At 71.9% G+C, this 13,773-nt stretch carries 13 protein-coding genes, 1 tRNA gene and 1 pseudogene; 12 read left to right on the top strand and 3 right to left on the bottom strand.

The window, feature by feature from the left end; all coding sequences use genetic code 11:
• Window positions 1-29: 29 nt before the first annotated feature.
• Genes ACFE8Y_RS08280 through ACFE8Y_RS08255 form a run of 6 tightly spaced genes read left to right on the top strand, consistent with a single transcriptional unit; the run spans window position 30 to window position 5,909 of the window.
• Window positions 30-1,100 (top strand): PotD/PotF family extracellular solute-binding protein, encoded by a 1,071-nt coding sequence (locus tag ACFE8Y_RS08280; protein ID WP_375463917.1) that lies wholly within the window; start codon window positions 30-32, stop codon window positions 1,098-1,100.
• Window positions 1,097-2,185, top strand: a complete 1,089-nt coding sequence (locus tag ACFE8Y_RS08275) for an ABC transporter ATP-binding protein (RefSeq protein ID WP_375463916.1) — start codon at window positions 1,097-1,099, stop codon at window positions 2,183-2,185. Before ACFE8Y_RS08280 ends, ACFE8Y_RS08275 begins: the two co-directional genes overlap by 4 nt.
• On the top strand, window positions 2,182-3,060 hold the full coding sequence (locus ACFE8Y_RS08270; protein WP_375463915.1) for an ABC transporter permease: 879 nt from the start codon (window positions 2,182-2,184) through the stop codon (window positions 3,058-3,060). The genes ACFE8Y_RS08275 and ACFE8Y_RS08270 overlap by 4 nt, the downstream gene beginning before the upstream one ends.
• Window positions 3,057-3,863, top strand: coding sequence for an ABC transporter permease (locus tag ACFE8Y_RS08265; protein ID WP_375463914.1), 807 nt, complete (start codon window positions 3,057-3,059; stop codon window positions 3,861-3,863). Before ACFE8Y_RS08270 ends, ACFE8Y_RS08265 begins: the two co-directional genes overlap by 4 nt.
• Window positions 3,860-5,359, top strand: coding sequence for an FAD/NAD(P)-binding protein (locus tag ACFE8Y_RS08260; protein WP_375463913.1), 1,500 nt, complete (start codon window positions 3,860-3,862; stop codon window positions 5,357-5,359). The genes ACFE8Y_RS08265 and ACFE8Y_RS08260 overlap by 4 nt, the downstream gene beginning before the upstream one ends.
• A 16-nt stretch (window positions 5,360-5,375) precedes the next feature.
• Complete coding sequence (locus ACFE8Y_RS08255; protein WP_375463912.1) at window positions 5,376-5,909, top strand: ureidoglycolate lyase; 534 nt, start codon at window positions 5,376-5,378, stop codon at window positions 5,907-5,909.
• A 393-nt stretch (window positions 5,910-6,302) separates the two neighbouring features.
• Here the strand turns inward: ACFE8Y_RS08255 and ACFE8Y_RS08250 are convergent.
• The 3 genes from ACFE8Y_RS08250 to ACFE8Y_RS08240 form a co-directional block, all read right to left on the bottom strand.
• Window positions 6,303-6,389 (bottom strand) — tRNA-Leu (locus ACFE8Y_RS08250).
• Window positions 6,390-6,424: 35 nt separating this feature from the next.
• Window positions 6,425-7,624 (bottom strand): FAD-dependent monooxygenase, encoded by a 1,200-nt coding sequence (locus tag ACFE8Y_RS08245; RefSeq protein ID WP_375463911.1) that lies wholly within the window; start codon window positions 7,622-7,624, stop codon window positions 6,425-6,427.
• Between the two features lie 4 nt (window positions 7,625-7,628).
• On the bottom strand, window positions 7,629-7,886 hold the full coding sequence (locus ACFE8Y_RS08240; protein WP_375463910.1) for a zinc-finger domain-containing protein: 258 nt from the start codon (window positions 7,884-7,886) through the stop codon (window positions 7,629-7,631).
• A 256-nt stretch (window positions 7,887-8,142) separates the two neighbouring features.
• On the opposite strand from ACFE8Y_RS08240, the gene map reads away from it, so the two are divergent.
• The 6 genes and pseudogenes from map to ACFE8Y_RS08210 all read left to right on the top strand — a co-directional run.
• Window positions 8,143-8,973 (top strand): type I methionyl aminopeptidase, encoded by an 831-nt coding sequence (gene map / locus ACFE8Y_RS08235; RefSeq protein ID WP_375463909.1) that lies wholly within the window; start codon window positions 8,143-8,145, stop codon window positions 8,971-8,973.
• Between the two features lie 4 nt (window positions 8,974-8,977).
• The gene (radC, locus tag ACFE8Y_RS08230) at window positions 8,978-9,730 is read left to right on the top strand and encodes a DNA repair protein RadC (RefSeq protein ID WP_375463908.1); all 753 of its coding nucleotides are present in this window, start codon (window positions 8,978-8,980) and stop codon (window positions 9,728-9,730) included.
• 91 nt (window positions 9,731-9,821) lie between these two features.
• Entirely contained in the window at window positions 9,822-11,261 is a 1,440-nt protein-coding gene (locus tag ACFE8Y_RS08225; protein WP_375463907.1) for a circularly permuted type 2 ATP-grasp protein, read from the top strand.
• A gap of 81 nt (window positions 11,262-11,342) precedes the next feature.
• Window positions 11,343-12,287: an alpha-E domain-containing protein gene (locus ACFE8Y_RS08220; protein ID WP_375463906.1), complete on the top strand. Its 945-nt coding sequence runs from the start codon at window positions 11,343-11,345 to the stop codon at window positions 12,285-12,287.
• A gap of 165 nt (window positions 12,288-12,452) precedes the next feature.
• Window positions 12,453-13,280, top strand: coding sequence for a transglutaminase domain-containing protein (locus tag ACFE8Y_RS08215; RefSeq protein ID WP_375463905.1), 828 nt, complete (start codon window positions 12,453-12,455; stop codon window positions 13,278-13,280).
• A gap of 64 nt (window positions 13,281-13,344) precedes the next feature.
• A pseudogene (locus tag ACFE8Y_RS08210) lies at window positions 13,345-13,773 on the top strand (peptidase); the annotation flags it as partial.

The following is a 13,773-nucleotide window of genomic DNA, read 5'->3' as shown; positions in this document are numbered from 1 at the left end:
CTGGACGATCTCGATGTTGGGATGACACAGTGACCACTCTGACCCGCAGGCATGTGCTCTCGACGCTGGCCGCGTCGCCGCTGATCCTGGGACGGGCGGGGGCCGCCCGGGCCAAGGTCGCCGACGTGATCTGGGCGACCTGGGAGAGCAACGGCAAGGCCGAGTACACCGGCGCGTTCGAGAGCCGGACGGGCGTGAAGGTGCGCCGCTCGTTCCTGACGAGCGAGGACGCCCAGTTCGCCGCCCTGAAATCCGGCGCGGGCCTCGACTGGGACTTCCTGAACCCCTCGCTCAACGGCGCCTCGCGCTACGTCAGGGGCGGCGTCCTGAAGGCGCTCGACCTCGCGCGGGTGCCCAACGCCGCCCGGATGTACGACGCCTTCCAGGGTCAGGACCGCATCAAGGGGGCCGACGGCCGGACCTACCTGATCCCCTACCTGTGGGGCCTCAACCCGATCGTCTACCGCGCCGACCGCCACGAGAAGGAGCCGGATTACGCCACCCTCTTCGACCCGAAGTACAAGGGCCAGCTCGCCATGCGCGACTACGCGCTGGAGGCGATCGCCATCGCCGGCCTGCACATCGGCATCGACCGCGCCAAGGTGTTCGCGATGTCGGGGCCCGAGCTGGCGGAGGCCAAGAAGGCCCTGGTCGCGCAGAAGCCCCTGCTGCGGACCTACTGGCAGTCGATCGGCGACCTCACCAACCTGTTCGCCACCGGCGAGGTCACCTGCGCGTTCTCGTGGCGCGTGCCCTACGACGTGCTCAAGGACACGATGAAGATGGGCATGGCCAAGCCCGCGGCCGGCATCATGGGCTGGTGCGACTGCTTCGCCATGCCGGCCGGCATCTCCGACGAGCGGGCCGAGATCGGCCTCGCGTTTGCCGACTACCTCCTCGGCCCCGATTACGGGCTGGCTGTGGCCAGGGGCGGGAACTACGCCACGACCACCCCGGTGATCCGCGACCAGCTCACCCCCGCCGAGCAGGCCTCGATCTTCGTGAACGACATGGGGATCATGAAGGACTTCCTCTGGCCCGTCGCCCCGCCGAACTACGCCGACTGGCTCAAGGCGTGGAACGAGGTCAAGGCGAGTTGATCGCCGCCGCGGCGCTCACGCGGGACGACGCCGGGGCGGGGCCGCCGCCGCTGCTCGCGGCGCGCGGATTGGTGAAGCGCTACGGCGCCACCACGGCGGTCGCCGGCTGCGACCTCGACCTGCCCGAGCGCGCCTTCACCACGCTGCTCGGGCCCTCGGGCTGCGGCAAGACCACGATCCTGCGCATGATCGGGGGGTTCGAGGTGCCGGATGCGGGCAGCCTCGTGCTCGGCGGCCGCTCGCTGGCCGGCGTGCCGCCCGAGCGGCGCCCGGTCAACACCGTGTTCCAGAGCTACGCCCTGTTCCCCCACCTGACGGTCGCCGACAACGTCGCGTTCAGCCTGCGCCTGCGCCAGCGCGGCGGCGACGTCGCCCGGCGGGTTGCGCGGACCCTCGTCGACGTGCGGCTCGGCGACCTCGGCCACCGCTACCCGCACGAACTCTCCGGCGGCCAGCAGCAGCGCGTCGCCGTGGCGCGCGCGATCATCGCCGAGCCGCAGCTCCTCCTCCTCGACGAGCCGCTCTCCGCCCTCGACCGGAAGATGCGGCTCCACCTCCAGACCGAGCTGAAGGACCTCCAGCGGCGCCTGCAGATCGCCTTCGTCTACGTGACGCACGACCAGGAGGAGGCGTTTGCGCTCTCGGACCTGATCGTCCTGATGAACGAGGGCCGCATCGTGCAATGCGCTGCGCCGCAGGAGATCTACGCACGCCCGGCCAACGCCTTCGCGGCCGACTTCATCGGCGGGGCGAGCCTGATCCCGGTGCGGGTCCGCGCGGCGTCGGGCGGGCGCGCCGACGTCGACACGCCCTTCGGCCCCGTCACCGCGCCTGCCGCCGCGGGGCTGGCGCCGGGCGCGGACGCGGTCCTCGTGGTCCGTCCCGAGCACCTCGCGCGCGCGCCGGGCGAGCCCGCGGTCCACGCGCGCGTCACCCACGCGGCCTACCGCGGCGATCGCTACGCCGTGGAGGCCACGGCGCAGGGCGTGCCCCTCCGCTTCAGCCTCGCCGAGGCCCCCGCGCCGGGGGACACGGTCGGCCTCGTCCTCGACGAGGCCCGCTCCTTCGTGACGCACGCCGCATGAGCCTGCTCCGGCACCTCGGACGCCGCCACCTCGCGTGGCCGGTCGCCGCGTTCCTCGGCCTCGGCTGCATCCTGCCGGTGCTCCTGCTCGTCGTCTTCAGCGGGTTCGAGGTCGACGAGGACGCGTTTCAGATGGTGCCGGCGCTGTCCGGCCGGGCCTGGGGCGAGTTCCTGCGCAACCCGGCCTACGGCTTCCTGATCGGCAAGGCCGTGACCTACGGGGTGTCGACGGCCGGCCTTTCCGCGCTCCTCGGCTACCCGCTGGCGCTGGCCGTCGCGCGGTTGCCGGCCTCCTGGAAGGGCATCGCCCTGATCGTGCTGCTCACGCCGCTCTACACCGGAGAGATCGTGCGCGTGTACGCGTGGCGGGTGATGCTGGGGACCGAGGGGCTGGTGAACGCCGTGCTCCTCGGCCTGGGCCTCGTCGACCGGCCGGTGCAGGCGCTGCTGTTCACGCCCTTCGCGACGCATCTCGTGCTGCTCTACAACACCCTGCCGTTCATGGTCCTGGCGATCTGGGTGTCGGCGGAGCGGGTCGACCGGCGCCTCATCGAGGCGGCGCGCGACCTCGGCGCCCGCCCGCTCCAGGCCTTCGCGCGGGTGACGCTGCCGCTCACGACGCCGGGCCTGGCGGCCGGCGCCGTCGCCGTGTTCGCCCTGGCCGCCGGCGACCTCACCACCCCGAGCCTGCTCGGCGGGACCTCCGGCGCCACGGCTATGGCGATGATCGACAACCTGTTCGGCACGGCCTTCGATTGGCCGCTCGCCTGCGTCATCGCCATCGCCCTGCTGGCCGCCCTGCTCCTGTCCGCCGCCCTGCTGACGGCGGCCGTCCTGGCGCTCGGGGGCGCCGCTCGCCCGGGCCGACGCGCATGAGCCGCGCGCAGGGCCTCCTCCTCGCCGCCGGATGCGCGTTCCTCTATCTGCCGGTGGCGGTCCTGGCGCTGTTCGCGTTCAACGATTCGGCGCTGATGGTGTTTCCCCTCAAGGGACTCACCCTGCACTGGTTCGGCGTGCTCGGCCGCAACACGCTCTTCCAGGAGGGCTTCGTGACGAGCCTCCTCATCGCGCAGCCCGTGGGCGTCGCGAGCGCCGGCCTCGGCCTCGTCGCGGCGCTGGCGGCGACGGGGCGGGCGTTCCGCGGCCGGCGCCTGTTCATCGCGATGCTGCTCGTCCCCTTCCTCGTGCCCAAGACCGTGCTGTCGGTCGCGCAGGCCATCCTGATGAGCCGCGTCGGGCTGCCGCGCGGCTACCTCGCGCTCGCCGCCGCCGAGACCCTGGTCATCCTGCCCTTCACCACGGCGATGATCGCCGCGGTGCTGATGCGGATCGACCCGCGCCTCGACGAGGCGGCGCGCGACCTCGGCGCGAGCCCCTGGCAGAGCTTCCGCCTCGTGCTGCTGCCGCAGTTGAAGGGCGTCCTCGGCGCGGCCTACTCGGTCGGCGTCGTCCTGTCGCTGGCCGAACTCACCATCACCCAGTTCCTGTCGGGCCGCGTCCAGCCGCTCTCGCTCATCGTCGCCTCGCAGTTCCGCCGCGAACTCACCCCCGACCTCAACGCCGTGCAGGTCGTGGTGCTCGCCCTCACCCTGATGCTCGTGGTCGTCACCGAGACGTGGCGGCGGCGCAACCTGCGGCGGGCGGCCACGCCGGCCGGCCGGACACCGGAGGCGGCATGAGCACCGTCCGGCCCGCCCGCGACCCCCGCCCTTCGATCGCCTCCTCGACCGCCCCTTCGGCCCTCGACCGGCTGACGCAGACCGTGCGCGAGGAGATCGCCCTGCTCGCCTATCCGGACAGGCCGTGGGTGGCGCCCGCCGCGGGTCCCGACGGCGGGACCGCCCTCGACGTGCTCATCGTCGGCGCCGGCCAGTCGGGCCTGCTGACGGCCGCCGCCCTGAAGCGGGAGGGCGTCGTGCGGACCCATCTCGTCGACGCGGCGCCGCCGGGCCTGGAGGGGCCGTGGCTCAGCTTCGCCCGGATGCACGAACTGCGCTCGCCCAAGATCACGGTCGGGTCGGAGTTCGGCCTGCCCAACCTCGGCCTGCGCCGCTGGTTCGAGGCCCGCCACGGCTGCGCGGCCTGGGAGGCGGTCCAGCGGGTGCCGCGCACCGACTGGGCGGCCTACCTCGCCTGGTACCGCGCGGTCTGGGACCTCTCCGTCGAGAACGGGACGCGGGTCGAGGACATCCGGCCGGCCGGCGCGCTCCTGGCCGTGACCTGCCGCTCCGGCGCCGGCCTGCGGACGCGCTACGCCCGCCTCGTCGTGCTGGCCACCGGCAGCGACGGCGCCGGCGGCTGGCGGGTCCCGGACGTCGTCGCCGATGGGCTCCCGGCCTCGCGCTACGACCACGCGAACGGGCCGATCGACCTCGCCCGCCTCGCCGGCCGGCGGGTGGGCATCCTCGGCCACGGGGCGTCCGCCTTCGACGCGGGCGTGGCCGCCCTCGAAGCCGGGGCGGCCTCGGTGGACCTCTGCTTCCGGCGGGCCCGGCTGCCGCGCGTCAACCCGCACCGCGCCATCGAGACGGCCGGGATGATGACCCACTACCCGTCGCTTCCCGACAGCTTGCGCTGGCAGATCGCGCGGCACTTCCGGGCCGTCGACCAGCCGCCCGCCCGGCACAGCTTCGAGCGCGCGACCGCGATGCCGGGCTTCCGCCTGCACGCCGCCGCCCCCTGGCTCGCCGTCGGGATGGAGGGCGACGTGATCCGTGTCGAGATCCCGGACGCGACGCTGCGCTTCGATCACGTCATCGCCGCGACCGGCCAGGCCGTCGACCTGGCGGCGCGTCCCGAACTGCACAGCCTGCACGCGCGCGTCGCCCGCTGGGGGGACCGCTACGCGCCGCCCCCCGGCGAGGCGGATGCGCGGCTGGCGCAGTTGCCCTATCTCGGGCCGGCCTTCGAATTCCTGCCGCGCGATCCCGGCGCCGACGCGTGGGTGGGCCGGGTCCACGCCTTCAGCAGCGCGAGCACGGTCAGCCACGGGCCGCATGCGACGTCGATCGCCGGGCACCGGCACGCGCTGCCGCGCCTCGTGCGCGGCCTGACGCGGACGCTGTTCCTGGCGCAGGCGGACGGCATCCTGCCCGAGCTCCGGGCGTACTGCGAGCCCGACCTGTCGATCCCGGACGATTTCGAGGACACGCACGGCCGCGCGCCGCGCCACTGATCGAGGAGACTTCATCATGACCGAGACCTCTGCCACGACCTCTGCCGCCGGGACGCAGGTCCGCGACCTGCCCATCGAGCCCCTGACAGCGGAGGCCTTCGCGCCCTTCGGCACGGTCATCGCGGCGGGCGAGGACGGTGCGCCCTTCGGCCCCGGGGACGCGCAGCTCGTGCTGAGTCAGGGCACGCCGCGCTTCTACATCATGCGGATTCCCGGCCGCGGCCTGACGATCGGCGGGATCACCCGCCACCGCCTAGTCACGCAGGCGCTGGCCTCCGTCGGCGGCGAGCCGTGGGTGGTGGCGGTAGCGCCGCCCAAGGCCGTGGAGGATGCGGCGGCCGAACCGGCGCTCGCCGACATCCGCGCCTTCCGCATCCCCGGCGACGTCGCCGTGATGCTCCATTGCGGCGCGTGGCATGCCGGGCCGCTCTTTCCCGAGGGCGAGCTGCGCAGCTTCTTCAACCTGGAGCTTGCCGACACGAACGTCGTCGACCATCAGACCTGCCTCCTGACGGACATCTACGGCACGGCCCTGCGTCTCGTGGGATGAGGTGCGGGCAGGAACGGGCGCGGGCGTCGGCGGAAGGTCCGCCTGATCGTCCGCCGTTTGAGCGGACACCTCTGCGACGCTGCCGATGGAGCCGGGACGGTATCGGACGGAAAAGTCGGAATCCTCTGTTCGGGCGGATGTTCTGGCGACCAGATCGACGCGAACAGATGGGGTGATTGGGGTCACACCGCGGACCCGTTGAGGGCGGCTGCTCCTGGCGGGATGTGAGATCGTGATCGACGTCGGATCGCCACAGCATCAGGAAGGAGCAGCCACGACGTACTTTGCCGGACTCGACGTTCCCCTGGAAGAGACCGCGATCTGCGCGATCGACGAGACGGGTCGGATCATCAAACTGTTGACTATCAATGCCCTTGGAGCGTGGCAAACGCTTGGTGCGGACGGCGGGACTCGAACCCGCACGGCCTCGCGGCCGCAAGATTTTAAGTCTCGTGCGTCTACCGGTTCCGCCACGTCCGCGCGGGCCGAAGGGGTAGCGGCGCGGCTGTCTGAGATCAAGCGCCGGGAGCCGGGGTCCAGCCGTAGAGCCACGCGTAGCGCTCACGCATCCCGTCCGGGCCCAGCCGCCGCATCACCGCGTTGCGGCACAAGGCGGTGAGGCCGCCCGCGTGGTAGGTGCGGCCGTTGGCGCGCGCCGCGCGCTGCACGCGGCGGACCCGAGAGGTGCGGAGCTTGGCGTAGGCCGCGAGCGCCGCCGGTACCGATCGCCCGGCAAGACAGCGTGTCAGCACCGCGCAATCCTCGATCGCGAGCGCCGCGCCCTGGGCGAGGAACGGGAGCACCGGGTGGGCGGCGTCGCCGATCAGCGCGATGCGGCCCCGGGCGACGGGACGCGCCGCCGGCCGCTCGGCGAGGGACCAGACCAGCCACGAATCCGGCGCGCCGAGCAGCTCGGCGAGCGTCGGCGCGCAGTCGCGGAAATGGGCGCGGAGCACGGCGGGTTCGCCCAGCCGCCCCCAATCCTCGTCGCCCTGCCGCTCCGGCACGATCGCGACCACGTTGAGGTCGCGCCCCCCATGGAGCGGATAATGCACCACGTGGCGCCCGCGCCCGAGCCAGAGGCCGGTCGCCGCGCCGGCGAGCGCCTTCGGGACCGCGTCGCGAGGAACGATCGCCCGCCACGCCGCCATGCCCGCGGTCGACAGCGGGCGCTCGTCGAGGTGGCCGCGGAGGCGCGAGCGCAGGCCGTCCGCCCCGACGACGAGGCCGGCCGCCAGCGGGTCGCTGCGGGTGCCGTCGCCGCGCTCCAGGGCGAGGGTGACCGCCTCGCTCGTCTCGGTGAGGCCGATGACGGCGCGCCCGACCATCAGGCGGATGCCGGACCGGGCGCGAACCGCGTCGAGCAGCAGCGTCTGGAGGTCGGCGCGGTGGATGACGTAGTAGGGCGCGCCGTAGCGCTCCCTGGCGCGGGCTCCGAGGGCGACCGCGCCGATCTCGCGCCCGGTGTCGAGGGCGCGGACCGTGACGCCGGGCGGCTCGGAGGCGGCGCGCTGCAGGGCCGCCGAGAGGCCGAGGCCGGCCAGCACCCGGCTCGCGTTCGGCGAGAGCTGCAGCCCGGCCCCGACCGCGCTGAACCCGGTGCGCCGCTCGACGATCGTCACGGCGTGGCCGGCCGCGTTGAGCGCCAGCGCCGCCGTCAAGCCGCCGATCCCGGCCCCGACCACGGCGACGTCGAGGGGCGCCTGCGGCCGCACCGCCCTATTCGGCTGCCGCCGCGGCGAGGTCGTGCCAGACGCACGCCGCCGGATCGGCCTGCCCGGGCTTCAGGTCGGGCCGGAAGCGATAGAGCGTCGAACAGTACTGGCAGATGATCTCGTCGTCGGCGCCCATGTCGCGGTAGACGTGCGGATGATCGAAGGGCGGCAGCGCGCCGATGCACATGAACTCCCGCGATCCGACGTGGATGACCGCGACACCGGGATCGTTGTGGAAGTGCGCTACCGCCCTGTCAGACATCCCTCGGCCCCGTGCTGCCGGACCCGCCCGGCGGATCGCTCAAGGTCCGCTTATGCCGCCGGGCCTTTCCCGCGCGCAAGCCGTCTCCCGCGCATGCCTTCTCGCGCGTACGCCCTGCGGCTCCCTCCGCGACGCGCCGGTCGAGGCCGGCGCGTCGCGGAGGGAGCGGGTTGGCGCGCCGACACCCGCACCGTAGATAAGGGCCTCGCGATCAAGATTCTTGCGAACCGACGCCGACCCGCGGACAAGTCCTTCGATGAACCAGCAAGACCAAGCGGGCGCGCAGGCCGCGCGCCGCGCGCCTCAGCCGCCGATCCACGGTCCGGAGGGCTTCGAGGGGATGCGGCGCGCCGGCCGGCTGACGGCGGAAGGCCTCGACCTCCTGATGGAGGCGACCCAGCCCGGCGTGACGACCGAGGCCCTCGACCGGCTCGCCTACGAGTTCGCCATGGACAACGGCGCCTACCCGGCCTCGCTGCTCTACCGCGGCTACCCGAAATCGATCTGCACCTCGATCAACCACGTGGTCTGCCACGGCATTCCCAACGACAAGCCGATGCGCGAGGGCGACATCGTCAACCTCGACATCTGCCTGATCCTCGACGGCTGGCACGGCGATTCGAGCCGCATGGCCTTCGTCGGCGAGGTGCCGCGCCGGGCCGCGCGGCTGTGCGAGATCACCTACGAGGCGCTGATGCGGGGCGTCGCGGCGGTGCGGCCCGGGGGCACGACCAACGACATCGGTCGGGCGATCCAGGACTTCGCCGAGGCCGAGCGCTGCTCGGTGGTGCGCGATTTCTGCGGACACGGGCTCGGGCGCAGCTACCACGACGCGCCGACCATCCTGCACTACGTCGAGGCGAGCTACGACGTGCCCCTCAAGCCGGGTCAGTTCTTCACCATCGAGCCGATGATCAACCTCGGGCGCCCCGCGGTGAAGGTGCTCTCCGACGGCTGGACCGCCGTGACGCGGGACCGCTCGCTCTCGGCGCAGTTCGAGCACACCGTCGCGGTGACCGAGACCGGCGTGGAGATCTTCACGGTCTCGCCCGCGGGGCTGCACCAGCCCGTCAACCCGGGCGGTTGAGGCGGTGGCGTCCGCGTCGGACGACCGTGAGGCGGGCGGCCTGTTCGGCGAACGGGGCGGCACCCCGTCGACCGCCGCACCCGAAGCGCCGCATTATCTCGGCCACCGCGACCGCCTGCGCGAGCGCTTCGCCAAGCACGGCGCCGACGCGCTGCCCGACTACGAACTGCTCGAACTCGCCCTGTTCCGCGCGATTCCGCGCCGGGACGTGAAGCCCTTGGCCAAGGCCCTGATCCGCCGCTTCGGGAGCTTCGCCGAGGTGCTCAGCGCCGAGCCGGCGCGGCTGGCCGAGGTCGAGGGCGTGAGCGCGGGCGTCGTCGCCGACCTGAAGCTGATGGAGGCCGCAGGCCGCCGCTTGGCTCGGGGCGCCATCGCGCAGCGCGAACTGCTCTCGTCCTGGAGCGCCGTGCTCGAATACCTGCGCGCCACCATGGCGTTCTCCGCGCGCGAGGAATTCCGCATCCTGTTCCTGGACAGGCGCAACCACCTCATCGCCGACGAGGTCCAGGGCCGCGGCACCGTCGATCACACGCCGGTCTATCCCCGCGAGGTGGCGCGGCGATCCCTCGAACTGTCGGCGACCGCGATCATCCTGGCCCACAACCACCCGTCCGGCGATCCGGCGCCGTCGGCCGCCGACGTGACGATGACCCGCGCGGTGGTCGCCGTGCTCGATCCGCTGAGGATCGCGGTGCACGATCACGTCATCCTCGGGCGCAACGGCCACGCCAGCCTCAAGGGCCTGAAGCTGATCTGAGGCGCGCGCCGGAACGAGAGGGCGCGAGGGCCGTAATCCCTTTGCGTGGCGCGCCTCTTGCCTCTAGCGTCGCGTACCGGGAGGGCACCGAATGGCAGGCGTGGCGTTCGACGAGATGACCGGAACCGGGGGCGCCACGGCGAGCGCGGCCGACATCCGCGAAGCCTACGGACAGCTCAAGACCTGGCTCGACACCACCCCGACCGACCACTTCAACACCCGCCGCAGCCAAGCCGAGCTGCTGTTCCGGCGCATCGGCATCACCTTCGCGGTCTACGGCGACAACGAGTCCACCGAGCGGCTGATTCCCTTCGACATCATCCCGCGCGTGCTCACCAAGCCGGAGTGGGGCTTCCTGGAGCGGGGCCTGAAGCAGCGCGTCACGGCCATCAACATGTTCCTCAAGGACATCTACGGCGCGCAGGAGTGCATCAAGGCGGGCATCATCCCGGCCGACCTCGTCTACAGGAACGCCCATTACCGCATGGAGATGCGCAGCTTCCGGGTGCCTCACGACCTCTACGTGCACGTTGCCGGGATCGACATCGTCCGCACCGGCGAGAACGACTTCTTCGTGCTGGAGGACAACGCCCGCATCCCGTCCGGCGTCTCCTACATGCTGGAGAACCGGGAGGTGATGCTGCGCCTGTTCCCGGACCTGTTCTCCCGCCATCGGGTCGCGCCGGTGGAGAACTATCCGGACGCGCTGCTGGCGACCCTGCGCAGCCTCGCGCCCACCACAGCCACCCGAGACCCCACGGTCGTGCTCTTGACGCCGGGGCGCTACAACTCGGCCTTCTACGAGCACTCGTTCCTGGCCGACAAGCTCGGGGTCGAGCTGGTCGAGGCCGGGGATCTCTTCACCAAGGACGACGTGGTCTACATGCGGACCACGGAAGGCCCGCGCCGGGTCGACGTGATCTACCGGCGCCTGGACGACGACTTCCTCGACCCGCTGGTCTTCCGGCCCGATTCGATGCTCGGCGTCCCCGGCATCATGAACGCCTACGAGCGCGGGACGGTGACGCTCGCCAACGCCGTCGGCACCGGCATTGCCGACGACAAGGCGGTCTACAGCTACATGCCGGAGATCGTGAAGTTCTTCACCGGCGAGGAGCCCATCCTGCACAACGTGCCGACCTATCGCTGCCGCGAGAAGGAGGCGTTCTCCTACGTGATGGACAACCTCGCGAACCTCGTCGTGAAGGAGGTCAACGGCTCGGGCGGCTACGGCATGCTGGTCGGCCCGCACGCGTCCAAGCGCGAGATCGATGAGTTCGCCAAGCGCCTGCGGCACGCGCCCGACGGATTCATCGCGCAGCCGACGCTGTCGCTCTCCACCTGCCCGACCTTCGTCGCCTCGGGCGTCGCCCCCCGGCACGTGGACCTGCGCCCCTTCGTGCTCTGCGGGGCCGACGAGATCCGGATCGTGCCGGGCGGCCTCACCCGGGTCGCGCTGAAGGAGGGGTCCCTGGTGGTGAACTCCAGCCAGGGCGGCGGCACCAAGGACACCTGGGTGCTCGACGCCTGAGGGCTCAAGGACCCTCTCGACGAGACCCCCGACGCGGCCGCCCCTTCGGGACCAAGCCGAAGAGATTCCAGCGAAGACGCCATGCTCTCCAGGACTGCCGACAACCTCTACTGGCTCTCCCGCTACGTCGAGCGCGCCGAGTTCGTCGCCCGCATCCTCGACGCCGCGCACCGGCTCGCCTCGCTCCCGTCGAGCTACGGCGGCGGCGAGACCAACGAGTGGGCCTCGGCGCTCGCCTCGGCCGGCGACGCGGAGGTGTTCAAGCCGCACTACGACGGCGTCAACGCGGATACCGTGTGCGACTTCCTCGCCTTCAGCCCGCACAATCCGTCCTCGATCCGTAGCTGCATCGAGAGCGCGCGGGAGAACGCCCGCAGCGTCCGCACGGCGCTGACCACGGAGATGTGGGACGCGATCAACGGCGCGTGGCTGGAACTGCGCTCCTACGAGGGGCGCGACCTCGACCGCGACGCGTTCACGCGCTTCCTCGACTGGGTGAAGGGCATCTCGCTGACCTTCGACGGCTCGGCCTACCGGACGATGCTGCGCAACGACGCGTACTGGTTCACGCGGCTCGGCACGGGAATCGAGCGGGCCGACAACACCGCCCGCATCCTCGACGTGAAGTACAAGATCCTGCTGCCGGCCTCGGAGACGGTCGGCGGCAGCCTCGACTACTTCCAGTGGACCACGATCCTGCGCGAGGTCTCGGCCTTCAACGCCTACCACTGGGTCTACCGGGAGGGCGTCAAGCCGCTGCTGGTGGCCGATCTGCTGATCCTCAACCGCCAGATGCCGCGCTCGTTCGCCAACTGCTACGGCGTCCTCGTCGAGCACCTCGACCTGATCGCCGACGCCTACGGGCGGCGCGGGGGGAGCCAGCGGCTCGCCAGCAACCTGCTGGCGCGGCTGGAGAGCGAGGACATCAACCGGGTCTTCACCGCGGGGCTGCACGAGTTCGTGGTCGGCTTCATCGACGAGAACAACAAGGTGGGCGCAGCCATCGCCGAGCAGTACCTGGGTTGAGAGCAGTACCTGGGCTGAGAGCAGTACCTGGGCTGAACCGGGCAGGTCGGCGCGCAGGGGTTGCCAAGGGAGCGCCGGGGGTTGCAAGCGTCGCGCAAGCCGCGCCAAGGAAGCGGAAAACCGGACGGTCGCGGCACGGGCCGGCAAGACGGGCAGAATCGACGCATGCGTATCCGCGTGGTCCACGAGACCCACTACAGCTACGAGCATCCGGCGCGCGGCCTGATCCAGGTGCTGCGCATGACGCCGCGCGACCATGACGGCCAGTACGTCCGGCGCTGGCGCATCGAGCCGTCGATCGACGGCCGCCTGACCGAGCGGGAGGACGGCTTCGGCAACATCGTGCACTGGTTCACCCCGGACCAAGCCGCCGACGCCCTGGTGATCCGGGTGACCGGCGAGGTCGACACGCACGAGACCCACGGCATCGTCCGCGGCACGGTGGAGCGGCTGCCCGATCCGTTCTACCTGCGCGAGAGCGAGCTTGCGGCCGCCAGCCCCGCGATCAAGGCCTTGGCCGACGGCGTGGCCGCGGCCGGCGATGGGGCGCCGCTGCCGTGCCTGCACCGGCTCATGGAGGCCGTCCACACCCACATGACCTACGCACCCGGGCCGGCGAGCGCCGCGGTTCCGGCGCCGAGCGCGTTCGAGGCCGGCCGGGGCGTCTGCCAGGACTTGGCCCACGTCTTCATCGCGGCCGCCCGCCACCTGGAAATTCCGGCGCGCTACGTCTCCGGGTACTTCCGCCCCGAGGGCGACGACGCGGAGCGGGAGACGCCGCACGGCTGGGCCGAGGCCCTGGTGCCCGATCTCGGCTGGGTCGGGTTCGACCCCGCCACCGGCGAGGCCACCACGCAGGCCTACATCCGCATCGCCGCCGGGCTCGACTACCTCGGCGCCGCCCCGATCCGCGGCAGCCGCACCGGCGGCGGCACCGAGACGCTGGACGTGAGGCTGCGCGTGGAGCAAGCCCAGGCCGCACCGCAATCTTGAAAACCCCATCTGCCCGGCCCCGGACGACGGGTCCGCGGGCACAGCGCCGCGAAAGCCTCGCCCCATGACCTACTGCGTCGGCGTCCTCGTCGAGGAGGGCCTTGTGATGATCGCCGACACCCGCACCAATGCGGGGCTCGACGACATCTCCACCTACCGCAAGCTGCACCACTTCAACGTGCCGGGAGAACGGGTGATGATGCTGGCGTCCGCCGGCAACCTCTCGGTGACGCAGTCGGTGCTGAGCCTGCTCTCCGAGGGCGTACCGGGCGACGACGGCGAGCCGAAGCTGAAGCTCGTGGAGACGACCACGATGTTCGAGGCGGCCCAGCTCGTCGGCCGCGCGATCCGGCGGGTGCGGGCGATCGAGAAGGCCGGGTTCGAGGCGGCGGGCCTCCGCTTCTCGGTCTCGCTGCTGTTCGGAGGGCAGATCGGACCCGAGCCGATGCGGCTGTTCCTGATCTACTCGGCCGGCAACTTCATCGAGTGCAGC

The organism is uncultured Methylobacterium sp., from assembly GCF_964242245.1.
GTDB lineage: Bacteria > Pseudomonadota > Alphaproteobacteria > Rhizobiales > Beijerinckiaceae > Methylobacterium.
This window is presented reverse-complemented; position numbering and strand designations above follow the sequence as displayed.

Excerpts from the sequence above, each read along its gene's own strand:
- ACFE8Y_RS08270 (WP_375463915.1), top strand. The coding sequence starts at position 2,182 with ATGAGCCTGCTCCGGCACCTCGGACGCCGCCACCTCGCGTGGCCGGTC.
- ACFE8Y_RS08265 (WP_375463914.1), top strand. The coding sequence starts at position 3,057 with ATGAGCCGCGCGCAGGGCCTCCTCCTCGCCGCCGGATGCGCGTTCCTC.
- ACFE8Y_RS08260 (WP_375463913.1), top strand. The coding sequence starts at position 3,860 with ATGAGCACCGTCCGGCCCGCCCGCGACCCCCGCCCTTCGATCGCCTCC.
- ACFE8Y_RS08255 (WP_375463912.1), top strand. The coding sequence starts at position 5,376 with ATGACCGAGACCTCTGCCACGACCTCTGCCGCCGGGACGCAGGTCCGC.
- ACFE8Y_RS08240 (WP_375463910.1), bottom strand. The coding sequence starts at position 7,886 with ATGTCTGACAGGGCGGTAGCGCACTTCCACAACGATCCCGGTGTCGCG.
- map (WP_375463909.1), top strand. The coding sequence starts at position 8,143 with ATGAACCAGCAAGACCAAGCGGGCGCGCAGGCCGCGCGCCGCGCGCCT.
- ACFE8Y_RS08225 (WP_375463907.1), top strand. The coding sequence starts at position 9,822 with ATGGCAGGCGTGGCGTTCGACGAGATGACCGGAACCGGGGGCGCCACG.
- ACFE8Y_RS08220 (WP_375463906.1), top strand. The coding sequence starts at position 11,343 with ATGCTCTCCAGGACTGCCGACAACCTCTACTGGCTCTCCCGCTACGTC.
- ACFE8Y_RS08215 (WP_375463905.1), top strand. The coding sequence starts at position 12,453 with ATGCGTATCCGCGTGGTCCACGAGACCCACTACAGCTACGAGCATCCG.